This is a genomic window from Allobosea sp. P1_B10, assembly GCF_056406735.1.
This window is the reverse complement of record NZ_JBFTZP010000002.1, coordinates 138,542-160,000: the sequence shown is the minus strand read 5'-3', so window position 1 is coordinate 160,000 and position 21,459 is coordinate 138,542. Positions and strand designations below refer to the sequence as shown.

Annotated in this window: 21 protein-coding genes; 9 read left to right on the top strand and 12 right to left on the bottom strand. The window is 66.4% G+C overall.

Features of this window, described 5'->3' with window-relative positions:
- Window positions 1-217 precede the first annotated feature (217 nt).
- Window positions 218-1,558: a flagellar protein export ATPase FliI gene (gene fliI / locus AC1D2L_RS05410; protein ID WP_476844813.1), complete on the top strand. Its 1,341-nt coding sequence runs from the start codon at window positions 218-220 to the stop codon at window positions 1,556-1,558.
- 80 nt (window positions 1,559-1,638) lie between these two features.
- Here fliI and AC1D2L_RS05405 read toward each other — a convergent pair whose 3' ends face one another.
- The gene (locus tag AC1D2L_RS05405) at window positions 1,639-2,874 is read right to left on the bottom strand and encodes an MFS transporter (protein ID WP_476844812.1); all 1,236 of its coding nucleotides are present in this window, start codon (window positions 2,872-2,874) and stop codon (window positions 1,639-1,641) included.
- Window positions 2,875-3,113: 239 nt separating this feature from the next.
- On the opposite strand from AC1D2L_RS05405, the gene fliJ reads away from it, so the two are divergent.
- Window positions 3,114-3,524: a flagellar export protein FliJ gene (gene fliJ / locus AC1D2L_RS05400; RefSeq protein ID WP_476844811.1), complete on the top strand. Its 411-nt coding sequence runs from the start codon at window positions 3,114-3,116 to the stop codon at window positions 3,522-3,524.
- Window positions 3,525-3,603: 79 nt separating this feature from the next.
- Here the strand turns inward: fliJ and AC1D2L_RS05395 are convergent, their stop codons facing one another.
- On the bottom strand, window positions 3,604-4,218 hold the full coding sequence (locus AC1D2L_RS05395) for a GNAT family N-acetyltransferase (protein ID WP_476844810.1): 615 nt from the start codon (window positions 4,216-4,218) through the stop codon (window positions 3,604-3,606).
- Between the two features lie 237 nt (window positions 4,219-4,455).
- Here AC1D2L_RS05395 and AC1D2L_RS05390 point away from each other — a divergent pair, with 237 nt between their 5' ends.
- The 3 genes from AC1D2L_RS05390 (at window position 4,456) to AC1D2L_RS05380 (ending at window position 6,428) form a co-directional block, all read left to right on the top strand.
- Complete coding sequence (locus AC1D2L_RS05390; RefSeq protein WP_476844809.1) at window positions 4,456-4,716, top strand: hypothetical protein; 261 nt, start codon at window positions 4,456-4,458, stop codon at window positions 4,714-4,716.
- Between the two features lie 80 nt (window positions 4,717-4,796).
- Window positions 4,797-5,174: a CopM family metallochaperone gene (gene copM, locus AC1D2L_RS05385; protein ID WP_476845214.1), complete on the top strand. Its 378-nt coding sequence runs from the start codon at window positions 4,797-4,799 to the stop codon at window positions 5,172-5,174.
- A 168-nt stretch (window positions 5,175-5,342) separates the two neighbouring features.
- Window positions 5,343-6,428, top strand: coding sequence for a lysylphosphatidylglycerol synthase transmembrane domain-containing protein (locus tag AC1D2L_RS05380; RefSeq protein WP_476844808.1), 1,086 nt, complete (start codon window positions 5,343-5,345; stop codon window positions 6,426-6,428).
- On the opposite strand, the gene AC1D2L_RS05375 is transcribed toward AC1D2L_RS05380, so the two are convergent.
- Entirely contained in the window at window positions 6,418-7,305 is an 888-nt protein-coding gene (locus AC1D2L_RS05375) for a DMT family transporter (RefSeq protein WP_476844807.1), read from the bottom strand. The genes AC1D2L_RS05380 and AC1D2L_RS05375 overlap by 11 nt on opposite strands.
- Window positions 7,306-7,415: 110 nt before the next feature.
- Window positions 7,416-9,539 (bottom strand): flagellar biosynthesis protein FlhA, encoded by a 2,124-nt coding sequence (gene flhA, locus AC1D2L_RS05370; RefSeq protein ID WP_476844806.1) that lies wholly within the window; start codon window positions 9,537-9,539, stop codon window positions 7,416-7,418.
- Between the two features lie 247 nt (window positions 9,540-9,786).
- Between flhA and AC1D2L_RS05365 the strand changes: the two genes are divergently transcribed.
- The 3 genes from AC1D2L_RS05365 (at window position 9,787) to AC1D2L_RS05355 (ending at window position 12,109) form a co-directional block, all read left to right on the top strand.
- On the top strand, window positions 9,787-10,101 hold the full coding sequence (locus tag AC1D2L_RS05365; protein WP_476844805.1) for a hypothetical protein: 315 nt from the start codon (window positions 9,787-9,789) through the stop codon (window positions 10,099-10,101).
- A 109-nt stretch (window positions 10,102-10,210) separates the two neighbouring features.
- Entirely contained in the window at window positions 10,211-11,650 is a 1,440-nt protein-coding gene (locus AC1D2L_RS05360; RefSeq protein WP_476844804.1) for an MFS transporter, read from the top strand.
- Window positions 11,651-11,794: 144 nt separating this feature from the next.
- The gene (locus AC1D2L_RS05355; protein WP_476844803.1) at window positions 11,795-12,109 is read left to right on the top strand and encodes a hypothetical protein; all 315 of its coding nucleotides are present in this window, start codon (window positions 11,795-11,797) and stop codon (window positions 12,107-12,109) included.
- Between the two features lie 29 nt (window positions 12,110-12,138).
- Here the strand turns inward: AC1D2L_RS05355 and flbD are convergent, their stop codons facing one another.
- The 8 genes from flbD to AC1D2L_RS05315 form a co-directional block, all read right to left on the bottom strand.
- Window positions 12,139-13,503 carry a sigma-54-dependent transcriptional regulator FlbD gene (flbD, locus tag AC1D2L_RS05350; RefSeq protein WP_476844802.1) on the bottom strand — a complete coding sequence of 455 codons (1,365 nt, stop codon included), beginning with the start codon at window positions 13,501-13,503 and terminating at the stop codon, window positions 12,139-12,141.
- 44 nt (window positions 13,504-13,547) lie between these two features.
- The gene (fliN, locus tag AC1D2L_RS05345) at window positions 13,548-13,895 is read right to left on the bottom strand and encodes a flagellar motor switch protein FliN (RefSeq protein ID WP_476844801.1); all 348 of its coding nucleotides are present in this window, start codon (window positions 13,893-13,895) and stop codon (window positions 13,548-13,550) included.
- Window positions 13,892-14,491, bottom strand: a complete 600-nt coding sequence (locus AC1D2L_RS05340) for a FliH/SctL family protein (RefSeq protein WP_476844800.1) — start codon at window positions 14,489-14,491, stop codon at window positions 13,892-13,894. Before AC1D2L_RS05340 ends, fliN begins: the two co-directional genes overlap by 4 nt.
- Window positions 14,492-14,493: 2 nt before the next feature.
- The gene (fliG, locus tag AC1D2L_RS05335; RefSeq protein ID WP_476844799.1) at window positions 14,494-15,570 is read right to left on the bottom strand and encodes a flagellar motor switch protein FliG; all 1,077 of its coding nucleotides are present in this window, start codon (window positions 15,568-15,570) and stop codon (window positions 14,494-14,496) included.
- A gap of 14 nt (window positions 15,571-15,584) precedes the next feature.
- A complete protein-coding gene (gene fliF / locus AC1D2L_RS05330; protein WP_476844798.1) occupies window positions 15,585-17,267 on the bottom strand; it encodes a flagellar basal-body MS-ring/collar protein FliF in 1,683 nt (560 codons plus the stop codon).
- A 185-nt stretch (window positions 17,268-17,452) separates the two neighbouring features.
- On the bottom strand, window positions 17,453-17,728 hold the full coding sequence (gene sciP, locus AC1D2L_RS05325) for a CtrA inhibitor SciP (RefSeq protein ID WP_038359348.1): 276 nt from the start codon (window positions 17,726-17,728) through the stop codon (window positions 17,453-17,455).
- Window positions 17,729-17,835: 107 nt separating this feature from the next.
- Window positions 17,836-18,498 carry a flagellar hook assembly protein FlgD gene (locus tag AC1D2L_RS05320; RefSeq protein ID WP_476844797.1) on the bottom strand — a complete coding sequence of 221 codons (663 nt, stop codon included), beginning with the start codon at window positions 18,496-18,498 and terminating at the stop codon, window positions 17,836-17,838.
- A gap of 12 nt (window positions 18,499-18,510) precedes the next feature.
- On the bottom strand, window positions 18,511-20,001 hold the full coding sequence (locus AC1D2L_RS05315; RefSeq protein ID WP_476844796.1) for a flagellar hook-length control protein FliK: 1,491 nt from the start codon (window positions 19,999-20,001) through the stop codon (window positions 18,511-18,513).
- Between the two features lie 256 nt (window positions 20,002-20,257).
- Between AC1D2L_RS05315 and mnmA the strand changes: the two genes are divergently transcribed.
- Complete coding sequence (gene mnmA / locus AC1D2L_RS05310; RefSeq protein ID WP_476845213.1) at window positions 20,258-21,430, top strand: tRNA 2-thiouridine(34) synthase MnmA; 1,173 nt, start codon at window positions 20,258-20,260, stop codon at window positions 21,428-21,430.
- The last annotated feature ends 29 nt before the right edge of the window (window positions 21,431-21,459 follow it).

Below are 21,459 nucleotides of genomic sequence, written 5' to 3'. Positions count from 1 at the left end.
AACCGTGATTCATCGACGCAAGCGCTTCTTGGAAGAAAGTGAACGATCCTTGCCCAGGTGAGTCGAATTTGACACGGATCGTGGTGGCCCTCTCCCGCGAAATCGCCTTTCGCGGAGCCCGCCTCGCGAAACGGGGCACTAAACGCCCCGCGACACGACACGGCCTCGATGCACAGTGTTAATCACACAGGTAAACGAAAGGTTGACGTTAGCAGTTATGAACAGCCCCAAGCGCAGCTCCGACCGGCTTTCTGACCTCGCCACGATGCTCGAGGGACTGGAGGCCGTTACGATTTATGGCCGCGTCACGGCGGTTCGGGGGCTGCTCGTCGAGATTTCAGGGCCCATCGGGGCCATGAGCCTTGGCGGTCGCATCGAGATCGAGATCGCCCCGGGCACGCGCGTGCCCTGCGAAGTCATCGGCTTCTCGGGCGAGAAGGCTCTGGTGATGCCCTATGGCGGGCTCGATGGCGTGCGCCGCGGCTGCCCCGCCTATGTCAACAAGGCCCAGCCCGGCATCAGGCCGACCTCGGCCTGGCTCGGCCGCGTGGTCGACGCGCTCGGTCGTCCGGTCGATGGCGGCCCCCCCCTCCCCGAGGGCGAAAAGCTCTGCACCTTCCGCAACGATCCTCCGCCCGCCCATTCCAGGCGACGCGTCGGCAAGCCGCTCGACCTCGGCGTGCGCTCGCTCAACGCCTTCCTGACCTGCTGCCTCGGCCAGCGCATGGGCATCTTCGCCGGTTCCGGCGTCGGCAAGTCTGTTCTGCTCTCGATGCTGGCGCGCTATGCCCGCGCCGACGTCAACATCATCGGCCTGGTCGGCGAGCGCGGCCGCGAGGTCCAGGAGTTCCTACAGGACGATCTCGGGCCACAGGGGCTCGCCCGCTCGGTCGTGGTCGTCGCGACCTCCGACGAGCCGGCGCTGATGCGAAAGCAGGCAGCCATGACCACCCTCACGCTCGCGGAATATTTCCGCGACCAGGGCAAGCAGGTGATGTGCCTGATGGACTCCGTGACGCGCTTCGCCATGGCCATGCGCGAGATCGGCCTGGCCGCCGGAGAGCCTCCGACGACCAAGGGCTACACGCCCACCGTCTTCGCCGAACTGCCGCGCCTGCTGGAGCGCGCAGGACCGGGCGTCGGCGACGGCGCGATCACCGGCCTGTTCACGGTTCTCGTGGATGGCGGCGATCATGACGAGCCGGTGGCCGACGCGGTGCGCGGCATCCTCGACGGCCATATCGTGATGGAGCGCTCGATCGCGGAGCGCGGCCGCTATCCAGCGATCAACATCCTGAAGTCGGTGTCGCGCACGATGCCGCGCTCCTGCGACCCCGCTTTCTATCCGGTGGTGCAGAAGGCACGCGCGACGCTGGCGACCTATGCCGACATGGAGGAACTGATTCGGCTCGGCGCCTATCGACAGGGCGCATCGGCCGAGGTCGACGAGGCCATAAGGCTGAATCCGGCACTGGAGGCCTTCCTTAAGCAGTCAAAGGACGACGCCACCTCGCTTCCCGATTGCTATGCGCAACTGGCGCAGATCATGAGCAGCTGAGCGTCTCAGTCGGTCGGAATGTCGCAGGGATGACGGGTCGCTTCCGTTCCGTATCAAGGCCAGGCGAGCCCTTCCGGCCGCTATAGATCGGGCTGCGACGTCGGCGCTGCCGGAATTGTCGCCAGCATCCGCAGCAGCACCAGCATGGCAACGAAGCCCATGAGCTGGATCGCGGCCGAGATCAGCAGCGTCGGCATCGGGCCGGCATGCTCCATCATCATCGCAAACAGCAGCGGCGAGGCGGCGAAGGTCAGGTTCTGCGGCACGGCGAGATTGCCGAGCATCGCGCCGTAGCCGTGCCGCCCGAACAGCATCAGCGGCAGGGTCGCGCGCGCCACCGAGATCACGCCCATGGCAGCGGAGAACAGCACGACGAAGCTCACGGCCGTGACTAGTCCTGAGGGCCCCAGCGCCATCACCAGGCAGGCCAGCGGCCCCAGCGCCAGCCCTGCCAGCGCCACCCGCTCGACGGGCAGCCTCTCCCCCGCCACCGCGTCGACCGCTCGCGCAAGCAAGGTGGCTGGCCCTGTGAGCGCCGCGATCCAGACCGCGCTTGCCGGGTTGACCCCGCCGCTCTGCACCAGGGCGATCAGGTTCAGCGGCAGCCCCCAGGATACCAGTCCGCTCGCCGAGAATATCAGAGCCACCAGTGCAAAGATCGCGCGGCGCGAGCCCTGCGGGACACGGCCATGACCCTCGCTGGCGGGTGCATGCTCGGCCACTGCGGGGGGCGCCGGCCGGTGATAGCGCGGGATCGCCGCATAGATCGGCAGCACGATGACGATCTGCATCGCGGCGAAGACAAGCCAGGTGACGCGCCAGCCGAACGCCTCGCTCAAGCCCGCCGCCAACGGCCAGAAGATGCTCGAGGCCAGTCCCGTCATGAGCATCATCAGGCCGATCACCCGGCGCGTGCGCGGTCCCATGATCTGGGCGATCGTGACATTGCCGGTATTGGCCAGAGACAGGGCATGACCGAGCCCGATGATCAGCCAGCTCGCGAGATAGCTCACCGGCCCCTGTGCGGCGGCCAGCGTCGCCAGACCCAGCGCGCAGACCAGCGCGCCCAGGCACATGCTGCGGCGCGTGCCATGGATGTCGAGATGGCGCCCCAGGAGCGGCGACAGCACGGCACCGGTGACCAGCAGGATCGTGATGCCGGCGAAGACGACCGGAGCGCTGAGGCCGATATCCCGATCGAGATAGCCCGCAAGCACCGAGGGAGCATAATAGGTCGAACCCCAGCCTATCACGCGGGTTAGTGCCAGACCGAAAAGCAGCGGTCCGTGTTTCGGCAGGCGTGGGAAGGCGGGCAAGCTGGCATTTCCAATCGGCGGCGGCGATTGCGCCGCGCACTAGTACCGACCTTGATAGCCGCCTTCGTCACGGCGTGGCAGGACTCTCGATGCGGTCTCAATATGCACAAGAAGCAAGTATTGACGGTAAGGAACGGTCAACCTCCTTGGTCCATTGTACTCCCTGTCTCGCGGATAAGTTCCGGTTTCGTGTCGAGGGGTCGGCACGCTGCCATGCGTAATCAGGAGTTAGATACGAAATGAAGTCGCGAGAGACCCTTTTGCGTCTCAAACGCTTCCAGGTCGACGAAAAGCGTCGCCGGGTGAGCCAGATTGAGATGATGATCGCCGATTTCCATCGGATGGCGTCCGATCTCGATCGAGAGATTCAGAGCGAAGAGAGCCGCGCGGGGATTACCGATCCCGGCCACTTTGCCTACCCGACCTATGCCAAGGCGGCGCTGGGCCGCCGCGACAACCTGCGCCAGTCGGCCGACAATCTGCTGGGCCAGCTCGACGAGGCCAAGGCCGAGTTGCAGGAAGCCTTCGAGGACATGAAGAAGGTCGAGATCCTCGACGACCGCGAGCGCGCCACCGAGCGCGCGGCGGAAGCCGCCCGCGACCAGGCCATGATGGATTCGATCGGCCTGCGCGCCCGCGCCAACGTCTGAGACGTCGTTCAGCCGATAGAGCGGCGGCGAGGCACAAGCCTCGCTGCCGCTTTTTTGTGTCGGCTTCAGTCGGCGCCGGTCAGGCGATCATCGGATGGTGCGGCGCGCATTCGCGAGGCATGTGGCCCTTTAGCCGGGGGTCGTCGTCGATCTCGATGCCGCGCTTGAAGACCGAGAAGCCCGAGCGCTGATAGAATTCCGGCGCGCTCTGGTGGTCCAGCGTGCAGGTATGCACCCAGAAGCGCCCGATCGGCCGGGCCCATGCCAGCTCCAGAGCACGGTTCATCAGCCAGCGCCCCGCACCTCGCCCCAGAACGGACTCGTCGAGGCCGAAAAAGGCGAGTTCACCTTCGCCGGCCACCCGGAAATCCAGCTCGAGCAGCCCGACATCGCGTCCTTCATGGCGCACGGCAAAGCAGATGACGGCGGGATCGGCGAGGATTGCCTCGATCTCGGCGACCGGCTTTACCAGTCGGCTGAACCACATCCAGCGCTCGCCGAGGATCCGGTACATCGCCAGGTAGCGCGTGACCTCGGCTGCGGCGATCGGCTCGAGCGTGAAGCTGTCCATTCCCGGCGGATCGGCGCGGACGGGCGGTGCTGCGAACATTTCGAGCGAGGTCACGATGGCGGCGATCTTGCCGGGCGGCAGGTCGGTGGTGCCCGTGAGGCTGATGCTGATGGTCTGGGACATGCGGGTTTCTTGAGCGGCGTGTGACAGGATTCGACGATGCCGTGATCATGACATGATCGCGGCGGAAAGATCGACGTCATGCTGCAGGCTGCATTTCCATCGATTGGTTCGCAAACAGGCAAACAGTGGCCGGTGATATCAGCGCTTCCTGAATGGCTGCGCCTGTGTATCGCGCTTGCGGTCCTACTGCTGGCGGTCGTCCCGCACGCGACGATTGCAGTGTCCGCCGGCCACGCCGTGCCCTCTTTTCCTGGCCCTGCACTGCACGGTGGCGCGCCTGCGACATCACCCTGCCACGAGGCGAACGCCCCGACCGAGGCCGCCGGCACGCTGTCCTGCTGCACGCTGGGCTGCGGCCTGATCGCCTTCACCGATGTTGCGGCCCCGCACCTTGCCAGGACCTCCTGGCGTGCGCTGTCGCCCTGGCAGGCCCACTGGCGCCGCGACTGCAGCCCCGAGCCCGCCGAGCGACCTCCGAGAGGCCCGGCCACGGCCTGACCCCTTAAAACCATTGCCACGATGGCCGCGTGCGCATCGCCACTGCGATCCCGCGTCGGCTTCCCAACAAGGACGAGACCATGACACGACGCATCAAGACCAGACTCGCAGCCTTGCTCGCCGCATCGCTTGCGCTCGGCGGCATCGCTCTGGCGCAGAACAGCCATTCCGGCCACGGTGCGACACCCTCAAGCACGAAGGAATCGGCTGCGACGACGGCGTTCAAGGCGGCGAACATGAAGATGCACAAGGGCATGGAGATCGCCTTCAGCGGCAATGTCGACGCAGACTTCGTGCGCGGCATGATCCCGCATCACCAGGGTGCCATCGACATGGCCAAGGTCATGCTGGCCCATGGCAAGGACCCTGCCCTCAAGGCGCTGGCGACCAGCATCATCGCCGATCAGGAAAAGGAGATCGCCACCATGCGCGAATGGCTCAAGGCCAACGGCAAGTAACGCAGCGTCACCGCACCGCTGACTTCGCCTCGGGGCAAGCGACATGACGCCGCTTGCCCTCTTCCGCACGCGCTGGCAGAGAGGTGCGGTTGCCGGCCCGCGCATTTCCTGCATGCTCGAACGGCAGCAGATGCATAGCTCCTCGCCTCCTCGCAGTTCGCGGGTCTCATGAAAAAATATCTCGATTATCTCTGGCCGCTGCTCGGGCTCGTTGCGGTCGTCTGGTCTGTCGATCTGCTCTGGGACAAGTTGAAGGCGGAGGCCGGCACCGACGCTGCCATCCAGGCCCTGCTCGACCAGGGCGGCGTCTGGGAGAATATCGGGATCGTCGCGTCCCGCATCGGCCAGAAGATCGCCGTGATCCCAGGCGCGGCCTTCTTCCACGCCGGGCTCGCGACCCTCGTGGCCTATGCCGCGCTGGCCTGGTACGACCGCATCGCGCTGCTGCATCTGGGCAAAGAGAAGGGCATCTCGTGGGCTTATATCTCGCTGTGCTCCTTCGTAACCTACGCGCTCTCGCACAATATCGGCGCCTCGGTGTTCTCGGGCGGGATGGTGCGGTTCCGGGCCTACACCGCCAAGGGGCTGACCGCCGCCGAGGTCGCGGTGCTTGTCGCGCTGTGCTCCTTCACCTTCGCATTCGGCACGATCCTGCTGCTCGGGCTCGTTTTGATCATCGAGCCGGAGATCCTGAGACCCCTTGCCCGCCTCTCGACCTGGTTCGGCATCGGAGACGGCACGGCCCGGCTGATCGGGATCGGAATGCTCGCCTTCGTCGTGCTCTACACGCTCGGCGCCTGGCTGAAGTTCAAGCCGCTGAAGATCGGCAAGTTCGAGCTGATCTACCCGCGCTTGCCGATCGTGGCGCGGCAATATCTGGCGGCTCCGCTGGAACTCGCGGGCGCTGCAGGGATCATCTATTTCGCCCTGCCTGCCCAGGGCAATCCAGGCTTCATGATCGTGCTCGGGGCCTTCCTGCTCTCCTTCTCGGCCGGACTGCTCAGCCAGGTTCCGGGCGGCGTCGGCGTGATGGAGGCCGTTTTCCTGGCGGTCATGCCCGGCGTGCCGGCGCCTGCGGTCTTCGCGGCGCTGCTCATCTGGCGACTGTTCTACCTGATCCTGCCGCTGGTCATCTCCCTGCCGGTCGTGGTCGCGTTCGAGCGCGCACAGCTCAAGAAGCACGCCCATGCCGTCGCGGTGGCACAAGCCCAGGCCAAGGCGAAGGCCCTCAGCGCCGATCCGCCTATCGTCTGAGCGCGATGGCGGCGGCGGCAAACATCAGCACCGCTCCGGCGGCCTCCGCCGGCCCGAACGGCTCGGACAGCACGACGACGCCGGCGCCCACCGCGATCACCGGGCTGATGAAGGCATAGAGCCCGGCCCGAAAGGCTCCCCAGTCGCGCAGCAGGCGCAGATAGATCGTGTAGCCGACGAGCGAGCCGCCGATCACCAGCCCTGCAAGCGACGRCAGCGTCGGCCACGCGGCGAGCGCGCGGACATCCTCGAGGCTCACCGGCTCGAGCGCAGCCGAGATCGCGATCAGCCCGACGGCTCCGATCAGCGTCTGCCAAGCCGCCAGTGTCAGCGTCGGCATCGTCGCCGCGATGGGGCGCGTCAGCACCGCGCCAACGCAATAGAGCAGCGTGCCGAGAGCGACGGCCGCGAGCCCCCAGAGTTCGAGTGCATCGCCGCTGGCGGCGCCGAGGCCGCTCGTCGCGCGCGACGCGAACAGCAGCCCGAGCCCCAGGGTCCCGAGCGCGATGGCGAGGACGCGCGAGCCGCTGATCGGTTGCCCTTCGATCACGCGGCTGGCGAGCAGCGTGTAGATAGGGATCGTGGCCATGTTGACGATCGCCGACAGCCCGCTCGGCGCATGCTTGGCGCCCCAGAACAGCAGCGTGTAGTTCCCGGTGTTGGCCAGCAGCGCGGTCACGATCAGCCGGGCCCAGGCCGCGGATGGAACCTTGAAGGCGTCCCGCCCGGCCCATGCCAGCATCAGGAGCCCCGCGATCGAGAACCGCGCGGCCGCCAGGAAGACCGGCGGCACATGCGCCGAGGCAATCTTCACCGGCAGGAAGGTGAGCCCCCAGACGAGGCACATCATGGCGAAGAGGACGACGTTGCGCGACATCAGCCCGGCTTAGCGGCGCGCCCGGGGACTGACCATTGCGCCGCGGACATCGGACCCCCGTGGAATCGCCGCGCGCCTTGCGTCGACCGTCACGAACGGCCTCGGCCGCGTCAGACGCTTCCGACCGTCTTCAACCGCACCCGCGGATGGATCTCGGACTGCGACAGGACAGGCGTCTCGCGGCGGAAGCGCTCGATGATCTGGCGCACGAAGGGCCGCGCCAGACCGGAGGTGACGAGCGACGGCATCTCGCCGATGCGTGCGGCATCCTCGAACTTGTCTCGGACGTGGCGCACGAACTCCTGCAGGCGGGAGGGCTGCATGGCGAGATGGCGCTCCTCGCCGTTGCCGACGATCGACTCCGCGAAGACGCTCTCCCACGCAGGCGACAGCGTGATGATCGGCAGGTTTCCGTTCGCGTCCGAGAACTGCGCGCAGATCTGGCGAGCCAGCCGAGAGCGGACGTGCTCGGCGATGTCGCGCGGGTTCTTCATGCCGCCGGCAACCTCTGCGATCGCCTCGATGATCGTCGCGAGATCGCGTATCGAGATCCGCTCCGCCAGCAGCAACTGCAGCACGCGCTGGATGCCGGTGGTCGAGATCTGGCTCGGCACGATCTCCTTGACGAGGTCGGCATGGTCCTTCTGCAGCTCGCGCAGCAACTTCTGCACCTCGGCATGCGAGAGCAGCTCGGGCATATGCGACTTCAGAACTTCGGTGAGATGCGTCGAGATCACAGTCGCAGCGTCGACCACGGTCAGACCGCGCAACTGGGCCTCGTCCTGGAGGGCAGCGTCGATCCAGGTCGCGGGCAGGCCGAAGGTCGGCTCCAGGACGTTGTGGCCGGGCAGGTTCACAGAGCCGCCCATCGGGTCCATCGCCATGAACTGGCCGGCGTAGACGATGCCATGGCCGGCATCGATCTCCTTGATCTTGATGTAGTAGTGATTGGCCTCGAGCTGCACGTTGTCGACGATGCGCACGGCCGGCATCACGAAGCCGAGCTCGGCCGCGAGTTGGCGCCGCAGCGCCCGGACCTGGTCGGTCAGCCTGTCCTGGCCGCCCGCCGCATTGACCAGCGGCAGCAAACCGTAGCCGATCTCGATCTTGAGCTCGTCGAGCTTGAGCAGGTCGTTGAGTGTCTCCTCCTTGGGCGTGCCGTCGGGCTGGAGCGTCGAGGCGGCCTGCGCCGCTACCTCATCCTGGGCATCGCGGGCCTTGGCGATCTTGCCGAAGTGCCGGGCGAGCCAGGCCGAACCGCCGGCCAGCACGAGGAAGGGCAGCATCGGGATGCCGGGCAGGATCGCGATCAGCAACATCACCGCCGCCGACATACCGAGCGCCTTCGGATAGCCAGAGAGCTGCTTGCCGAGCGCCTTGTCGGCAGCGCCGCGCACGCCCGACTTCGAGACGAGCAGGCCGGCCGCCGTCGAGACGATCAGGGCCGGGATCTGGCTGACCAGGCCGTCGCCGACGGTAAGCATGGTGTAGTTGTGCGCAGCCGCACCAAAGCTCATGCCCTGCTGGGCGACGCCGATGATGATGCCGCCGAGCACGTTGATGAAGGTGATCAGCAATGCTGCGATCGCGTCGCCGCGCACGAATTTCGAGGCGCCGTCCATCGAGCCGAAGAAGTTGGCCTCGTCCTCAAGCGCCTTGCGCCTGACCTTGGCGACATCCTGGTCGATAAGCCCGGCGGAGAGATCGGCGTCGATCGCCATCTGCTTGCCCGGCATCGCGTCGAGCGCAAAGCGCGCCGCGACCTCGGCGATGCGGCCCGAACCCTTGGTGATGACCACGAAGTTCACGATGATGAGGATGGTGAAGACGATCACCCCGATCACGAAATTGCCGCTCATCACGAAATTGGCGAAGGCCTCGATGACATGGCCGGCAGCCGCTCCGCCCTCATGACCATGGGCCAGGATCAGGCGGGTCGAGGCGAGGTTGAGCGCCAGCCGGAACATGGTGACGATCAGCAGCACCGTCGGGAAGGCCGAGAACTCCAGCGGCTCCTCGATGAACAGTGCCGTCATCAGCACGAGCACCGAGAGGATGATCGAGAGCGCCAGCAGCAGATCGAGCAGGATCGCCGGCAGCGGGAAAATGAGCACCACAAGGATGCCCATGACGCCGATCGCCAGAAACAGATCTGGCCGGTTGAACAGCTTCTGCAAACCGTCGCGGCTCGGCATATTGAACCCGCCGCCCTGGCCAGCCGTCACATCGCTCATCGACAAGCCCGTTCCCCGCTGCGCCATGCGCAGCCCGCGATCCAACGCCGCGCCGAGACGGCGCAACCCGGCAATTCTTGCCGGGTACATGGTGAACGAGTGGTTAAGACGGTCGGAATATTGTTTATGGAACCGGGGCTTGGACCGGGTATTGTCGAATCGCCGCGTTGTAGCCGCATTCTGCCGCGCAACTGCGATGGGGCGATAAGACCGGTTTTTCAAAGCCCCATAAATATTGGAGGATGCCTTGGACAGACGTACTTTTGTGATGAGCCTTTTCGGTGGTCTCGCTGCGGCGAGCATCGGTGGCACCGCGATCGCCCAGGCGGCGACTGTCAAGCCAGGCCTTGCTCCCGCAACACCCGACGGCGCGCTCGATGCCGCCACCAAGACTGCGCTTGATCAGGCCGATGCCGATTTCAGCCAGGCAGTTGTCCGCGAAACCACCGTCGTGCGTCGCCCGGGCTATGGCCGCCCCCCTGTGGTTCGCCAGACCACCGTCGTGCGCCGCCCGGTTTACGGTCGCCCCGTCGTGGTGCGCCGCCGCGTGATTGTCCGCTAGGACGGTTTGTCTTTGAGGCGGCGCCTGCGAGTGCGCCGCCTTTTTCATTGAGGAGTGGTCGGCAGGTCGGGGGACGGTTGCTCGCGCGAGGGAAAGCGTTCGCACACCCATGCCCGCACAGGACCTGCTGCCCCCGGTCGTGAAGACCGACATTCCGGCAAGGCTCGACCGCCTGCCCTGGTCGCGTTTCCACACGCTCGTCGTCGTGGCGCTCGGGGTGACCTGGATTCTCGACGGCCTCGAAGTCACGCTCGCCGGTTCAGTCTCGGGCGCGCTGAAGGAAAGCCCCTCCCTTCGCTTCACCAACACGGAAGTCGGGATCGCAGGCGCGGCCTATCTCGCCGGCGCGGTCTTCGGTGCGCTGTTCTTCGGCTGGCTGACCGATCGCCTCGGCCGCAAGAAGCTCTTCACGATCACCCTGCTGGTCTATCTCGCGGCGACCGCCGCGACCGCGTTCTCCTGGAGCTTCGCCAGCTTCATCGTCTTCCGCTTCTTCACCGGCATGGGCATCGGCGGCGAATACACCGCGATCAATTCGACGATCCAGGAACTGGTGCCGGCGCGCGTCAGGGGTTGGGTCGATCTGGTGATCAACGGCTCCTTCTGGGTCGGCGCAGCGCTGGGTGCACTGGGCGCGATCATCCTGCTGGAGCCCGGCCTGCTCGCGCCCGATCTCGGCTGGCGGCTGGCCTTTTTCATCGGCGCCGTCCTGGGCCTGATCATCCTCGTGCTGCGGCAATGGATCCCGGAAAGCCCGCGCTGGCTGATCAGCCATGGCCGTGCCGAGGAAGCCGCCGTCATCGTCGCCGACATCGAGGCCCGCGCGGGCGTGACCTACTCGGCGTCGGAGAACCTGCCGGTCACGACCTTGCACCCCCGCGCCGTCACGCCGCTGGGCGAGGTCTTCCATGCACTCTTCGTCCGGCACCGGCAGCGCGCCCTCGTTGGCCTGGCCCTGATGAGCGCGCAGGCCTTCTTCTACAACGCGATCTTCTTCACCTATGCGCTGATCCTGACCGACTTCTACAAGGTGCCGTCGCAGGCGGTCGGCTGGTTCATCCTGCCCTTCGCCGCCGGCAATGTCCTGGGCCCGCTGCTGCTCGGGCGCTTCTTCGACACGCTCGGGCGGCGCGTCATGATCGCCTTCACCTATGCGATGTCGGGGCTGCTGCTGACCGCGACGGGCTACCTGTTCTGGCAGGACCTGCTCACCGCAGCACAGCTCACGGCATGCTGGAGCGTCGTGTTCTTCTTCGCTTCGGCAGCCGCGAGTTCGGCCTACCTGACGGTGGGCGAAACCTTTCCCGTCGAGATGCGCGCCCTGGCGATCGCGGCCTTCTATGCGGTGGGGACAGGCATGGGTGGCGTCGCCGGCCCCTGGCTGTTCGGCATCCTGATCGATACCGGTTCGCGCGGCAGCGTTTTCCTCGGATACCTGTTTGGTGCGGCCCTGATGCTCGCGGCGGCCGTGGTCGCGGCCTTGTTTGCGGTGCGGGCCGAACGCCGCTCCCTGGAATCGGTGGCGCGTCCGCTCAACGCGGTGGACTAGGCCTCACGGCGCGGGCTTAGCCATGATTTCAGAAATAATACCGGCCGGAACTTCCATCGGGATATATGCGTTATCGTAGAGTGGAACTGCCTCGCCACCCGTGCGAGACATAGGATGCGGCGACAACAGCCTTGGAGGACGTCCGTGGATAGACGCTCATTCATCATGACACTGATTGGCGGCGTTGCTGCTGCCAGCATCGGCGGCGTTGCCGTCGCGGAGGCGGCACAGTCCACCCCCGCACCGATGCCGACACCCATGCCGGCAGGCAATGACGAGGCTATCCTGGCCAAGGCCAAGGAAGAACTCGACAAGACGGACGCCGAGTTCAGCCAGTACTATTACTATCGCCGGCCCCGTTACTACGCCCGTCCGCGCTATTATGCCCGGCCGCGCTATTACTATCGCCCCCGCTACTACGCCCGGCCCCGCTACTATCGCGGTTATCGCCGCTGGTAATCTCGCGGCGCTGACAGGGTCAGACTGGGTCAGGCGGCGCTTGTGCGCGCCTGACCCGGCTCCGCCACAGCGATCCCCGCCGCGCCGTATTCGCTGAGCTTGTTGCGCAGCGTGCGGATCGAAATCCCCAGTATCTTTGCGGCGTGGGTACGATTGCCCAGGCAGTGGTCCAGTGTATCGAGGATCAGCTCGCGCTCGACATCGGCCACCGTATGGCCGACGAGCGAACGGGTGACCGCCTCGGCCGTCTGGGCAGCCCGCGCCGCCGGGTCGCGGCCAGCTGCCGGCCCAAGCGTCTCCCCTTCGGGGGTCAGAACCGCATCCGCGCCGATATCGGTACCCTGTGCCAGGAGCACGGCGCGATGGATCGTATTCTCGAGTTCGCGGACGTTGCCGCGCCAGGTATTGCCCAGCAGCAGTTTGCGCGCCTCGGCCGATAGCGGCCGCACCGGCAGGCCGTTGATCTCCGCGTACTTCTTGGCGAAATGGTCTGCCAGCGCGACGATGTCGCCCGGCCGCTCGCGCAGCGCCGGCAGGCGCAGATGCACGACATTGAGCCGATAGAACAGATCCTCGCGGAACGAGCCCTCGCGCACGGCGTCGCCGAGATTGCGGTTGGAGGTCGCGATGATGCGCAGGTCGACCTTGACCGGCTGGCTGCCGCCGACGCGGTCGATCATGCGTTCCTGCAGCGCCCGCAGCAGCTTGGCCTGCAGCCGCACATCCATTTCCGAGATCTCGTCGAGCAGCAGCGTGCCGCCGCTGGCCTCCTCGAACTTGCCGATCCGGCGTGCGACGGCACCGGTGAAGGCGCCCTTCTCATGGCCGAAGAGTTCCGATTCCAGGAGGTTGTCCGGGATCGCGGCGCAGTTGACGGCGACGAAGGGCTTGTCCTTGCGAAGCGATTTCTGGTGCAGATGGCGCGCGATCACCTCCTTGCCGGTGCCGCTTTCGCCTGTGACGAGCACCGGAGCGTCCGAACGCGCGATCTGGCTGGCAAGCTGGACGACGCGTTCCATCGCCGGATCGCGCCAGATCAGGCTCGACTGGTCGGCAGCGACCGCTTCCAGTACGGCCGCGATCAGCTCGGGATCGGGCGGCAGTGGCACATATTCGCGTGCCCCGGCCTGGATCGCGGCAACTGCGGCGCGCGCGTCGGTCGAGGTCCCGCAGGCGACGAGCGGCGTGCGGATGCGCTCCAGCTCGAGCGCCTCGACATATTTCGCGATCGGCTGGGTGACATCGACCATGAGCAGGTCGGCGCCCTTGGCGCGCAACACGGCGAGCGTCTGCTCCAGGCTCTCGGTATGCGTGACGCTCGCACCATGCGAGATCGCGATCCGGGCGGCCGCAATGATCTGTCCCTTGAGACCGCCGACGATAATGAGGCGCATGGCTCAGGCCTTCCTGCGTGGATGCGTGGTCGTCAGGCCGGGCGTCACCGGTCTGCCTTGATGATTTCGGTCATGGTCACGCCGAGGCGGTCCTCGACGACGACGACCTCGCCACGCGCAACCAGCCGCTCGTTGACGAAGATGTCGATGGCCTCGCCGACGCGCCGATCGAGTTCCAGCACTGCGCCGGGCACGATCTGCAGGAGATCGCCGACCGCGATGCGCGTCGAGCCGAGCACGGCCGACACCGTGACGGGAACGTCGAAGACCTGCTCCAGATCCTCCGCGGTCTTGACCGCCACCGGTCCCGACCGCGCCACCGAACCGGAATCATGATCGAAGCTGAGATCGGCCGGGTTGAGGGGCGGCAGCTTGAGATCGCCGTCGGTCATGTCTCGTCTCCATTCAGTGCAGCCGGCCCGAACACGGCCGCGACGGCCTGCTCGACCAGCTGCGACAGGCGTTGGGAATCGATCGCGAATCCGCCATCGGCCCAATCGATGCGGCCGTCGCCCGGCATGATGTCGGGCTGGCCCAGCACGATAAGGCGGCCCAGGAAGGCGCTCTCCTGCGCCACCCGCTTGACCAGTGCCTCGACGTCCTCGACCGCGGCATCATTGACCCGCACGACCAGGTGCGGCGCCAGCCGTGCATGGGCGAGGCACTCGCGCACCGCCTGCTCGATCTCGCCGAGCGGCTTTGCGGCCAGCGCGGCGCCGGCAAGCGCCTTGGCCGTCAGCACCGCGACGCGGGCCGCCTGGGCCTCGATTGCCGCGCTACGCGTATCTTCCTGGGAGAGCAGGCGCTCGGCCGTGCGCACGAGTTGGCCCGCGAGCCCGGCGATCTGGCCTTCGGCCTCGCGGCGGGCATGGGCCTCGCCGGAGCGAAAGGCCTCGGCCTTGATCGCGTCCATGTCCGCTTCGCTCGCAGCGCGCCGCCCGCCTTCGCGGAAATCGGTGCCGAACATGAATTTCGTGGCGCCGCTCATCGTCAATAGACCAGTTCATCTTCGGAATTGCCCTTGGACAGGACAATCTCGCCCTTGTCGGCGAGTTCCTTTGTCAAGGTGACCATCTTGGTCTGCGCCTCGTCGACCTCCTTGAGGCGCAACGGGCCGAGGCCCTGCATGTCGTCCTGCATGTTCTTGGTCGCACGCGCCGACATCGCACCGAAGAAGAAGTTGCGCATGTCCTCGCTGGCACCCTTGAGCGCCCGGGCGAGCGTATCCTTGTCGACCTGCCGCATCAGCGTCTGCAGGCCGGCCGGGTCGAGCTTGCTGAGATCCTCGAACGTGAACATCAGCGCCCTGATGCGCGCCGCGGCATCCTGGTTGGAGGCGTCGAGCGAGGCGAGGAAGCGGATTTCGGTCTGTCGGTCGAAGCCGTTGAAGATCTCCGCCATCATCTCGTGCGGGTCGCGCCGGCGCGTCTGGGTCAGCGTTGAGACGAACTCGGTGCGCAGCGTGTTCTCGATGTGGTCGAGCGCCTCCTTCTGCACGGACTCCATGCGCAGCATCCGGCTGACGACGTCGATCGAGAGTTCGTTCGGGAGATTGCGCAGCACATTGGCGGAATGGTCGGGCCGGATCTTGGAGAGGATCACCGCGATCGTCTGCGGGTATTCGTTCTTCAGGAAGTTCGCGAGCACGACGGCGTCGATATTGCCGAGCTTCTGCCACATGTTGCGGCCGGCCGGACCACGGATCTCTTCCATGATCAGCGCGACCTGGTCGCTCGGCAGGATTTTCTCCAGCAGCGAGATCGTCCGGTCGAACGAGCCGGTGACGGCACCCGCGCTCGACAACTTGCCGACGAAATCCAGCATCAGCCGCTCGACCTCGTCAGCATCGACCGTGCCGAGTTCAGCCATGGCGCGGGTGATGATGCGGATCTCCTCGTCATCGAACTCCTTCCAGATCGAGCGACCATGGTCCTCGCCCAGGACGAGCAGGATCACGGCCGCGCGCTGCGGGCCGTTCATGTCGGCGATCGAGCTTACGCCGCCGCCATAGCCGGCCTCGACCTCGCGGCTGGAATTGCGCGTTGCGATGGAACGTTCAGCAGCCATGCCTCAGAGTCCCATCAGGCCGTTGCCTTCTCATGGATCCAGCCCCGCAGCACCGCCACCGAGTCGGCGGGGTTCTGGGCGACCAGCGCGCCGATCTTCTCGACGGACTGCGCCTTGAGCTGGCCCTTGATCTGGGCAACCGCGAGCATCCGCTCCGAGGGCGCATCGCCGGGAATCGTGACGAGCGCATCGGGGATCGAACTGGCGGGGGAGCCGGCGGGGTCGCCGGTGCCGTCGCTCTGGATCATGGCCATGCCGTCGCGCATGAAGGAGGGAATCGGCCGAACCATCACTTCGGAGGCCAGCACCTGCTTGAGCAGCGGGCGAACGACGACCATCAGCACGATTACGGTGAGCAGCGAGATCACGGCGAGTTCGGCGAAACGGATCAGGTCTTCCTTGGTGAAGGCGAGGAGCTGCTGCATCAGGGTCTGCTCGGCCAGGTCTGCGATGGCGGGCGGCGCCTCGGCGAAGCGCAGGTTGACCACCTCGACCTTGTCGCCGCGCGCCTGGTCGAAGCCGACTGCGGTGCGCACGAGCTGGCCGATCCGCTCCAGGTCCTCGGCCGGGCGCGGCTGGTAGGTCAGCTCGCCCGTGGGGCTGCGCGTATAGGTGCCATCGACCAGCACGGCGACCGACAGCTTCTTGACCCGGCCGCCTTCCAGCACCTCGGTGCGCGTCGTGCGCGAGATCTCGTAGTTGACGACCTCCTCGTTCTTGGACGAGGCGTCCTTCGGGGTCGGCTGGGCGCCCTGCCCCGCGCCTTGCTGCGCCGCGCCCGGCAATTCGTTGCCGACGGTCACCGCGCCGTTGGATTCGCTGGTCTGCGAATTCTCGGTGCGGTTCTGGCTGGAGCGGATGACCTTGCTTTCGGGATCGAAGGTCTCCGAGCGGCTCTCGATGCGGTTGGCATCCAGCGACGCGCTGACCTGCACGCGCGCCCGGCCATGCCCGACGATGCTGGCGACGATGTCCTCGACCTGCGTCCTGACCCGCTTCTCGATGCCGGTCTGGCGCTCTTCCATGCCCAGGCCGGCAAGTCCGTCCTCGCCCTGCGCACCGTCGGCCAGCAGCCGGCCGCGCTCGTCGACGATCGAGACGCGCTCGGGCTTCAAGCCATCGACTGCCGAGGACACGAGATGGCGCACTGCCCGTACCTGCGCGGCGTCGAGTTCGCCAGCGAGCTTGAGCGCGATCGAGGCGCGGGGCGCCTCGCGATCCCGTTCGAACAGGCGGCGCTCGGGAATGACGAGATGGACGCGCGCGGCCTGGACGCGGCTGATCGAGCGGATGGTGCGCGACAGCTCGCCTTCGAGCGCCCGGAGGTGATTGATGTTCTGGACGAAGCTCGTCGACGAGAAGGCGTCGCCCTTGTCGAAGATCTCGTAGCCGACGCCGCCGCCCGAAGGAATGCCCTTGCCGGCGAGGTCCAGCCGCAGGCGTGGCACGTCGGCCTTGGCCACCAGCACGGTCTGCCCGTCGCTGCGCAGCTCGTATTTGATGCCGCGCGTGTCGAGATCCTTCAGGATCGCGCTGACATCCTGTTGCGAGAGGTCGGCAAACAGCACGCTCATCGCGGGCTGGGACATCCGCAGCATGACGAAGCCGAAGAAGCCGACGAGCACAAGCGTGACCGCCAGCATCGCCGCCAGGCGCGCCGCTCCAAATTTCGTAAACTGACCGACGATGCCGTTCACGCCGCAATCCGTTCCACAAGCCGACAGGACCGCACACAGGAGGCGGCTCACTAGGCAAGTTTTTCCCAGTGCATGGTTAGCGTCTGGTTAACGAATGGTGGATCGCCGGCGATTGCGCGGGAAAACACAAAAAAAGGCGCCGGCCCGGAGGGGCCGACGCCTCGATGATGCGCTGGTGAAAGCGGCTATTGCCGGTAGTGCTGGATACGGGTGGTACGCAGGCCGGCAAGGCCATGCTGGTCGATAGACATCTGCCAGCTTAGAAATTCATCAACAGTCAAAGTATAACGCTGGCAGGCTTCCTCAAGGCTGAGAAGGCCGCCACGCACGGCAGCGACAACCTCAGCTTTACGCCTGATGACCCAGCGGCGCGTATTCATTGGCGGGAGGTCGGCGATCGTCAACGGACTTCCGTCCGGTCCGATCACATACTTCACCCGCGGTCGCAAAGGCTCGGTCATGGTACACTCACACAACTCAACAGACCTACTAGTGCTGAGCATAGGCAAGCGGCTTTAAGATTTGGCTAAAGCGAAGCCACAGGATTGTCCGATATCGGGCAAATCGCTCACTGCGCCGCCACCACGCGGGAGACCTTGTTGATCGCGACGCTGATCGCACCGATCTTGAGCACGGGCGAGCTGCCCGTCATGTCGACCCCGTCGACGACGCCGATGATCTCCGTCTTGGCGGTCACGGCCGTGCCCGAGAGGTCCTTGGCATCGACCGTGATCGTGTAGTCGCCATCGGGTGCCTTGCCGCCGGTCGACGTCGTGCCATCCCACAGAACCGTCTGAGCGCCCGATTTGAAGGTGCTCGACAGGGTCTGCACCACCGAGCCGCTGGAATTCTTGATCGTCACCAGCCCAGTTCCGTCGGCCGGCATGTTCACCGACCAGTAGGCGGAGCCGTTCTTCAGCGGCGAGGTCGCGCCATCCGCCGTGATGGTCTTGCCGATGAAGCCGACGGCGTCCGTTGCCGTTGAGGCCTGGTTCAAGGTCAGCAGCGAGGCCAGCGTGTCGTTCATCTTGAGCTGCTGCTCGACGCCGGCGAACTGCACGAGCTGCGCCGTGAACTGGTTAGTGTCGAGCGGATCGAGCGGGCTCTGGTTCTTGAGCTGCGTCGTCAACAGCGAGAGGAACTGGTCGAAATTATTGGCGATCGAAGCGCCGCCCGAAACGGTGGTCGCCGTGGTCGTCGCGGTGGTCCCGCTGGTGCCGGTAACAGCCATGATATCGTGTCCTCAGATGCTGAGATCGACGCCGCCGAGCCTGAGCAGGCCGCGGACCGACGGGGATTGAACGGGTTGGGCTGCAAGCACGGCGTCTTCGCCGGCATCGGTCAGGAAGGACCGGCGCCGCGGCGCCTCGTCCTGCTGCCTGTTCTGCCGAAAGGACTGGTCGCCGGGATCGCGCAGGGTGATCTCGACGCCGGCATTGGAGGGTTTCAGTCCCGCCTGCTCGAAGGCGCGCTCGAGCGTGCGGGCATCGCGCTGCAACAGGTGCAGAGTCTCGACACGGTCGACCACGAGCTTTGCGGTGACTTCGCCAGCGTCCGAGATATCGAGCGAGACATCGACGCGGCCGAGTTCCGCTGGGTCGAGCCGGATATCGAATTTGCGCCCGCCAGCAAGCGCGCGCAGGCCGATCTCGATCGGCACCACATGCAAGGGGGTCGGCTGGCCCGTGCCGCTCTGCGGCTGTGCATTGGCGACCTGCGCGCCCTGGTCCGGCGTTGTCGCTGCCTGCGCGGCGTCGACCCCGGACGGCCGGGCTGCTTGCGCCATCGCCGAGATGTCGATGGCGCCCTGGACCGGCTGCAGCGCCTCGGGAATCTTGAACTCGGGCTTCTGGGCGGAATCCTGTGCCGCCACGGGCGACGACTTGTCCGCGGCATTGGCCTTGGCCGGATGGATCCCGGCCTGTCCTGGCCCCACGGCGGGCGGAGCAGCCTCGGCCTCGCCTGCTTTCGCCTGAGCATCGTCGCCACTCGGCAACGTGAGTGTCTGTCCCATGGCTGCCGCGGGCGGTATCGCCGCGGCCGTGTCGAGCGCGGGCTTGTTATCGGCTGCCGCATCGGTCCCAGGGATGGCGATCGCGGGCGCGCCACCGGCCAAGGCCGGGGTAATCCCGCCGAGCGCAGCGACTGCGGCAGCCGCTTCCGGCGTGTCCGACGCTGGCGTCGGCGCCACGGTCTTGGCGTCGCTGATGACGAGTGCGGCCAGCAGCTGGATTGCATTGGGGTCTACCACCACGGCCGCGACGTCCTCGCCCACCGGCATCGTCTCGGCCTCGCTGGCCTCGTCGGCGCCGGGCTTCACCGGCGCCTCGGCCTGAGCGGCAATTGTGGCGGCAAGCAGGATGCTGACCGTCCCGGCTTGCGTCGGGATGGCCTCTGACGGGACCTCCTGGACAGCCAAAGCCGGCAGGGCGCCACTCGATTGCGGCAGGACGATAATCGGCGAGACGGTTCCCGCCTTCGGAGCAGGCATCGTGGCGCCAGTGGTTTCAACCGGCGTTGCCTCGCCAGGCTTGGCCTGCGCAGGATTGATCTCATTGGTCTTCACCGAGGTGACGTCGGTCGATTTCGCCTGCGCAGGGGGCGCGGCATTGTCGGGCCTCTCCGGCAGTGCGAAGGGCTCGCTGGCCTGGCCGCCATCGGTCCCGGAGGCGCGTTTGCGCGCCAGGCCGGAATCAGGCGGAACCGAGGCAGAGAACACTGACTGAACTGACATCAGGCAAATCCGGATCATGGAGCACGAGGCGCCCCGACCCCTCGTGCAGCAAGTCTCGCGCCACGGATGGCCTCAACGATATCAGCATGTTAGCGAAAGTGATTGGCCCTCGTGCGGGCAAGAACGATCAGGCTCGGCCGCCCGGCCGGCAGGATTTGCCCAGCGTTCGCTGGCAGCGCGCGTGCAAAGTCGATATAGAGCCTGACGAATGCTTCAACCTTCGCTTTCGGATCAGCCACTTCGCATGACCGCGCCCCTGAACTCTCTCGACATCGCCAAGCCGCCCGCGGCCACGCGCGTCGTCGCGGCGATGTCGGGCGGCGTCGATTCCTCCGTGGTCGCCGCTCTGCTCAAGCGCGAAGGCTACGACGTCGTCGGCGTCACGCTGCAACTGTATGATCACGGTGCCGCGGTGCACCGGGCCGGCGCCTGCTGTGCCGGACAGGACATCCACGATGCCCGCCGCGTCGCCGAGCAGATCGGCATCCCGCATTACGTTCTCGACTACGAGAGTCGCTTCCGCGAGGCCGTGATCGAGCGCTTCGCCGAAAGCTATCTCGCGGGCGAGACGCCGATCCCCTGCGTTGAGTGCAACCGCACGGTCAAGTTCCGCGACCTGCTCGGGCTCGCCCAGGAACTCGGTGCCGATGCATTGGCGACCGGCCATTACGTCGTCAGCCGCGACCTCGGCAACGGTCATCGCGGCCTGTTCCGCGCCTCCGACGTCGCGCGCGACCAGAGCTATTTCCTCTACGCCACGACGCAGGCGCAGCTCGATCTGCTTCGCTTCCCGCTCGGCTCGATCGACAAGGCCCAGACCCGCGCGCTTGCCGCCGAACTCGGGCTCGGCATCGCCGACAAGCCCGACAGCCAGGACATCTGCTTTGTACCCAACGGCCGCTACACCGACGTCATCGAGCGGCTGAAACCCGGCGCGTCCCGGTCCGGCGATATCGTCCACCTCGATGGCCGCGTGCTCGGACGCCATGATGGCGTGCTCCGCTTTACCGTCGGCCAGCGCAAGGGCCTCGGTCTCAGCACGCCTGAGCCGCTCTATGTGCTCAGGCTGGATGCAGACGCCGCACGCGTCATCGTCGGCCCGCGCGAGGCCCTGGGCGTCCGCGAAATCCGCCTGCGCGACCTGAACTGGCTCGGAGACCTCTCCCTTGATGCGGTGCCGGCCGAAGGCATGGACGTGGCCGTGCGCGTGCGCTCCACCCGCCCGCCGCGCGAGGCCCGCCTCCTCCGCGAGGACGACGGCTTGCGGATCGAACTCTCGAGCGACGAAGAGGGCGTCTCGCCCGGCCAGGCCTGCGTGATCTACACCGATGCCGGCCCCGATGCCCGCGTCCTTGGCGGTGGCACGATCCTGCGTCCGCCCTTGGCCATGCCCGCGGCTGCGCCGCTGCAGGTCCTTGCGCATTCCTGATGGGCTGCGCCCTCCCCGGCCGGGCTTGC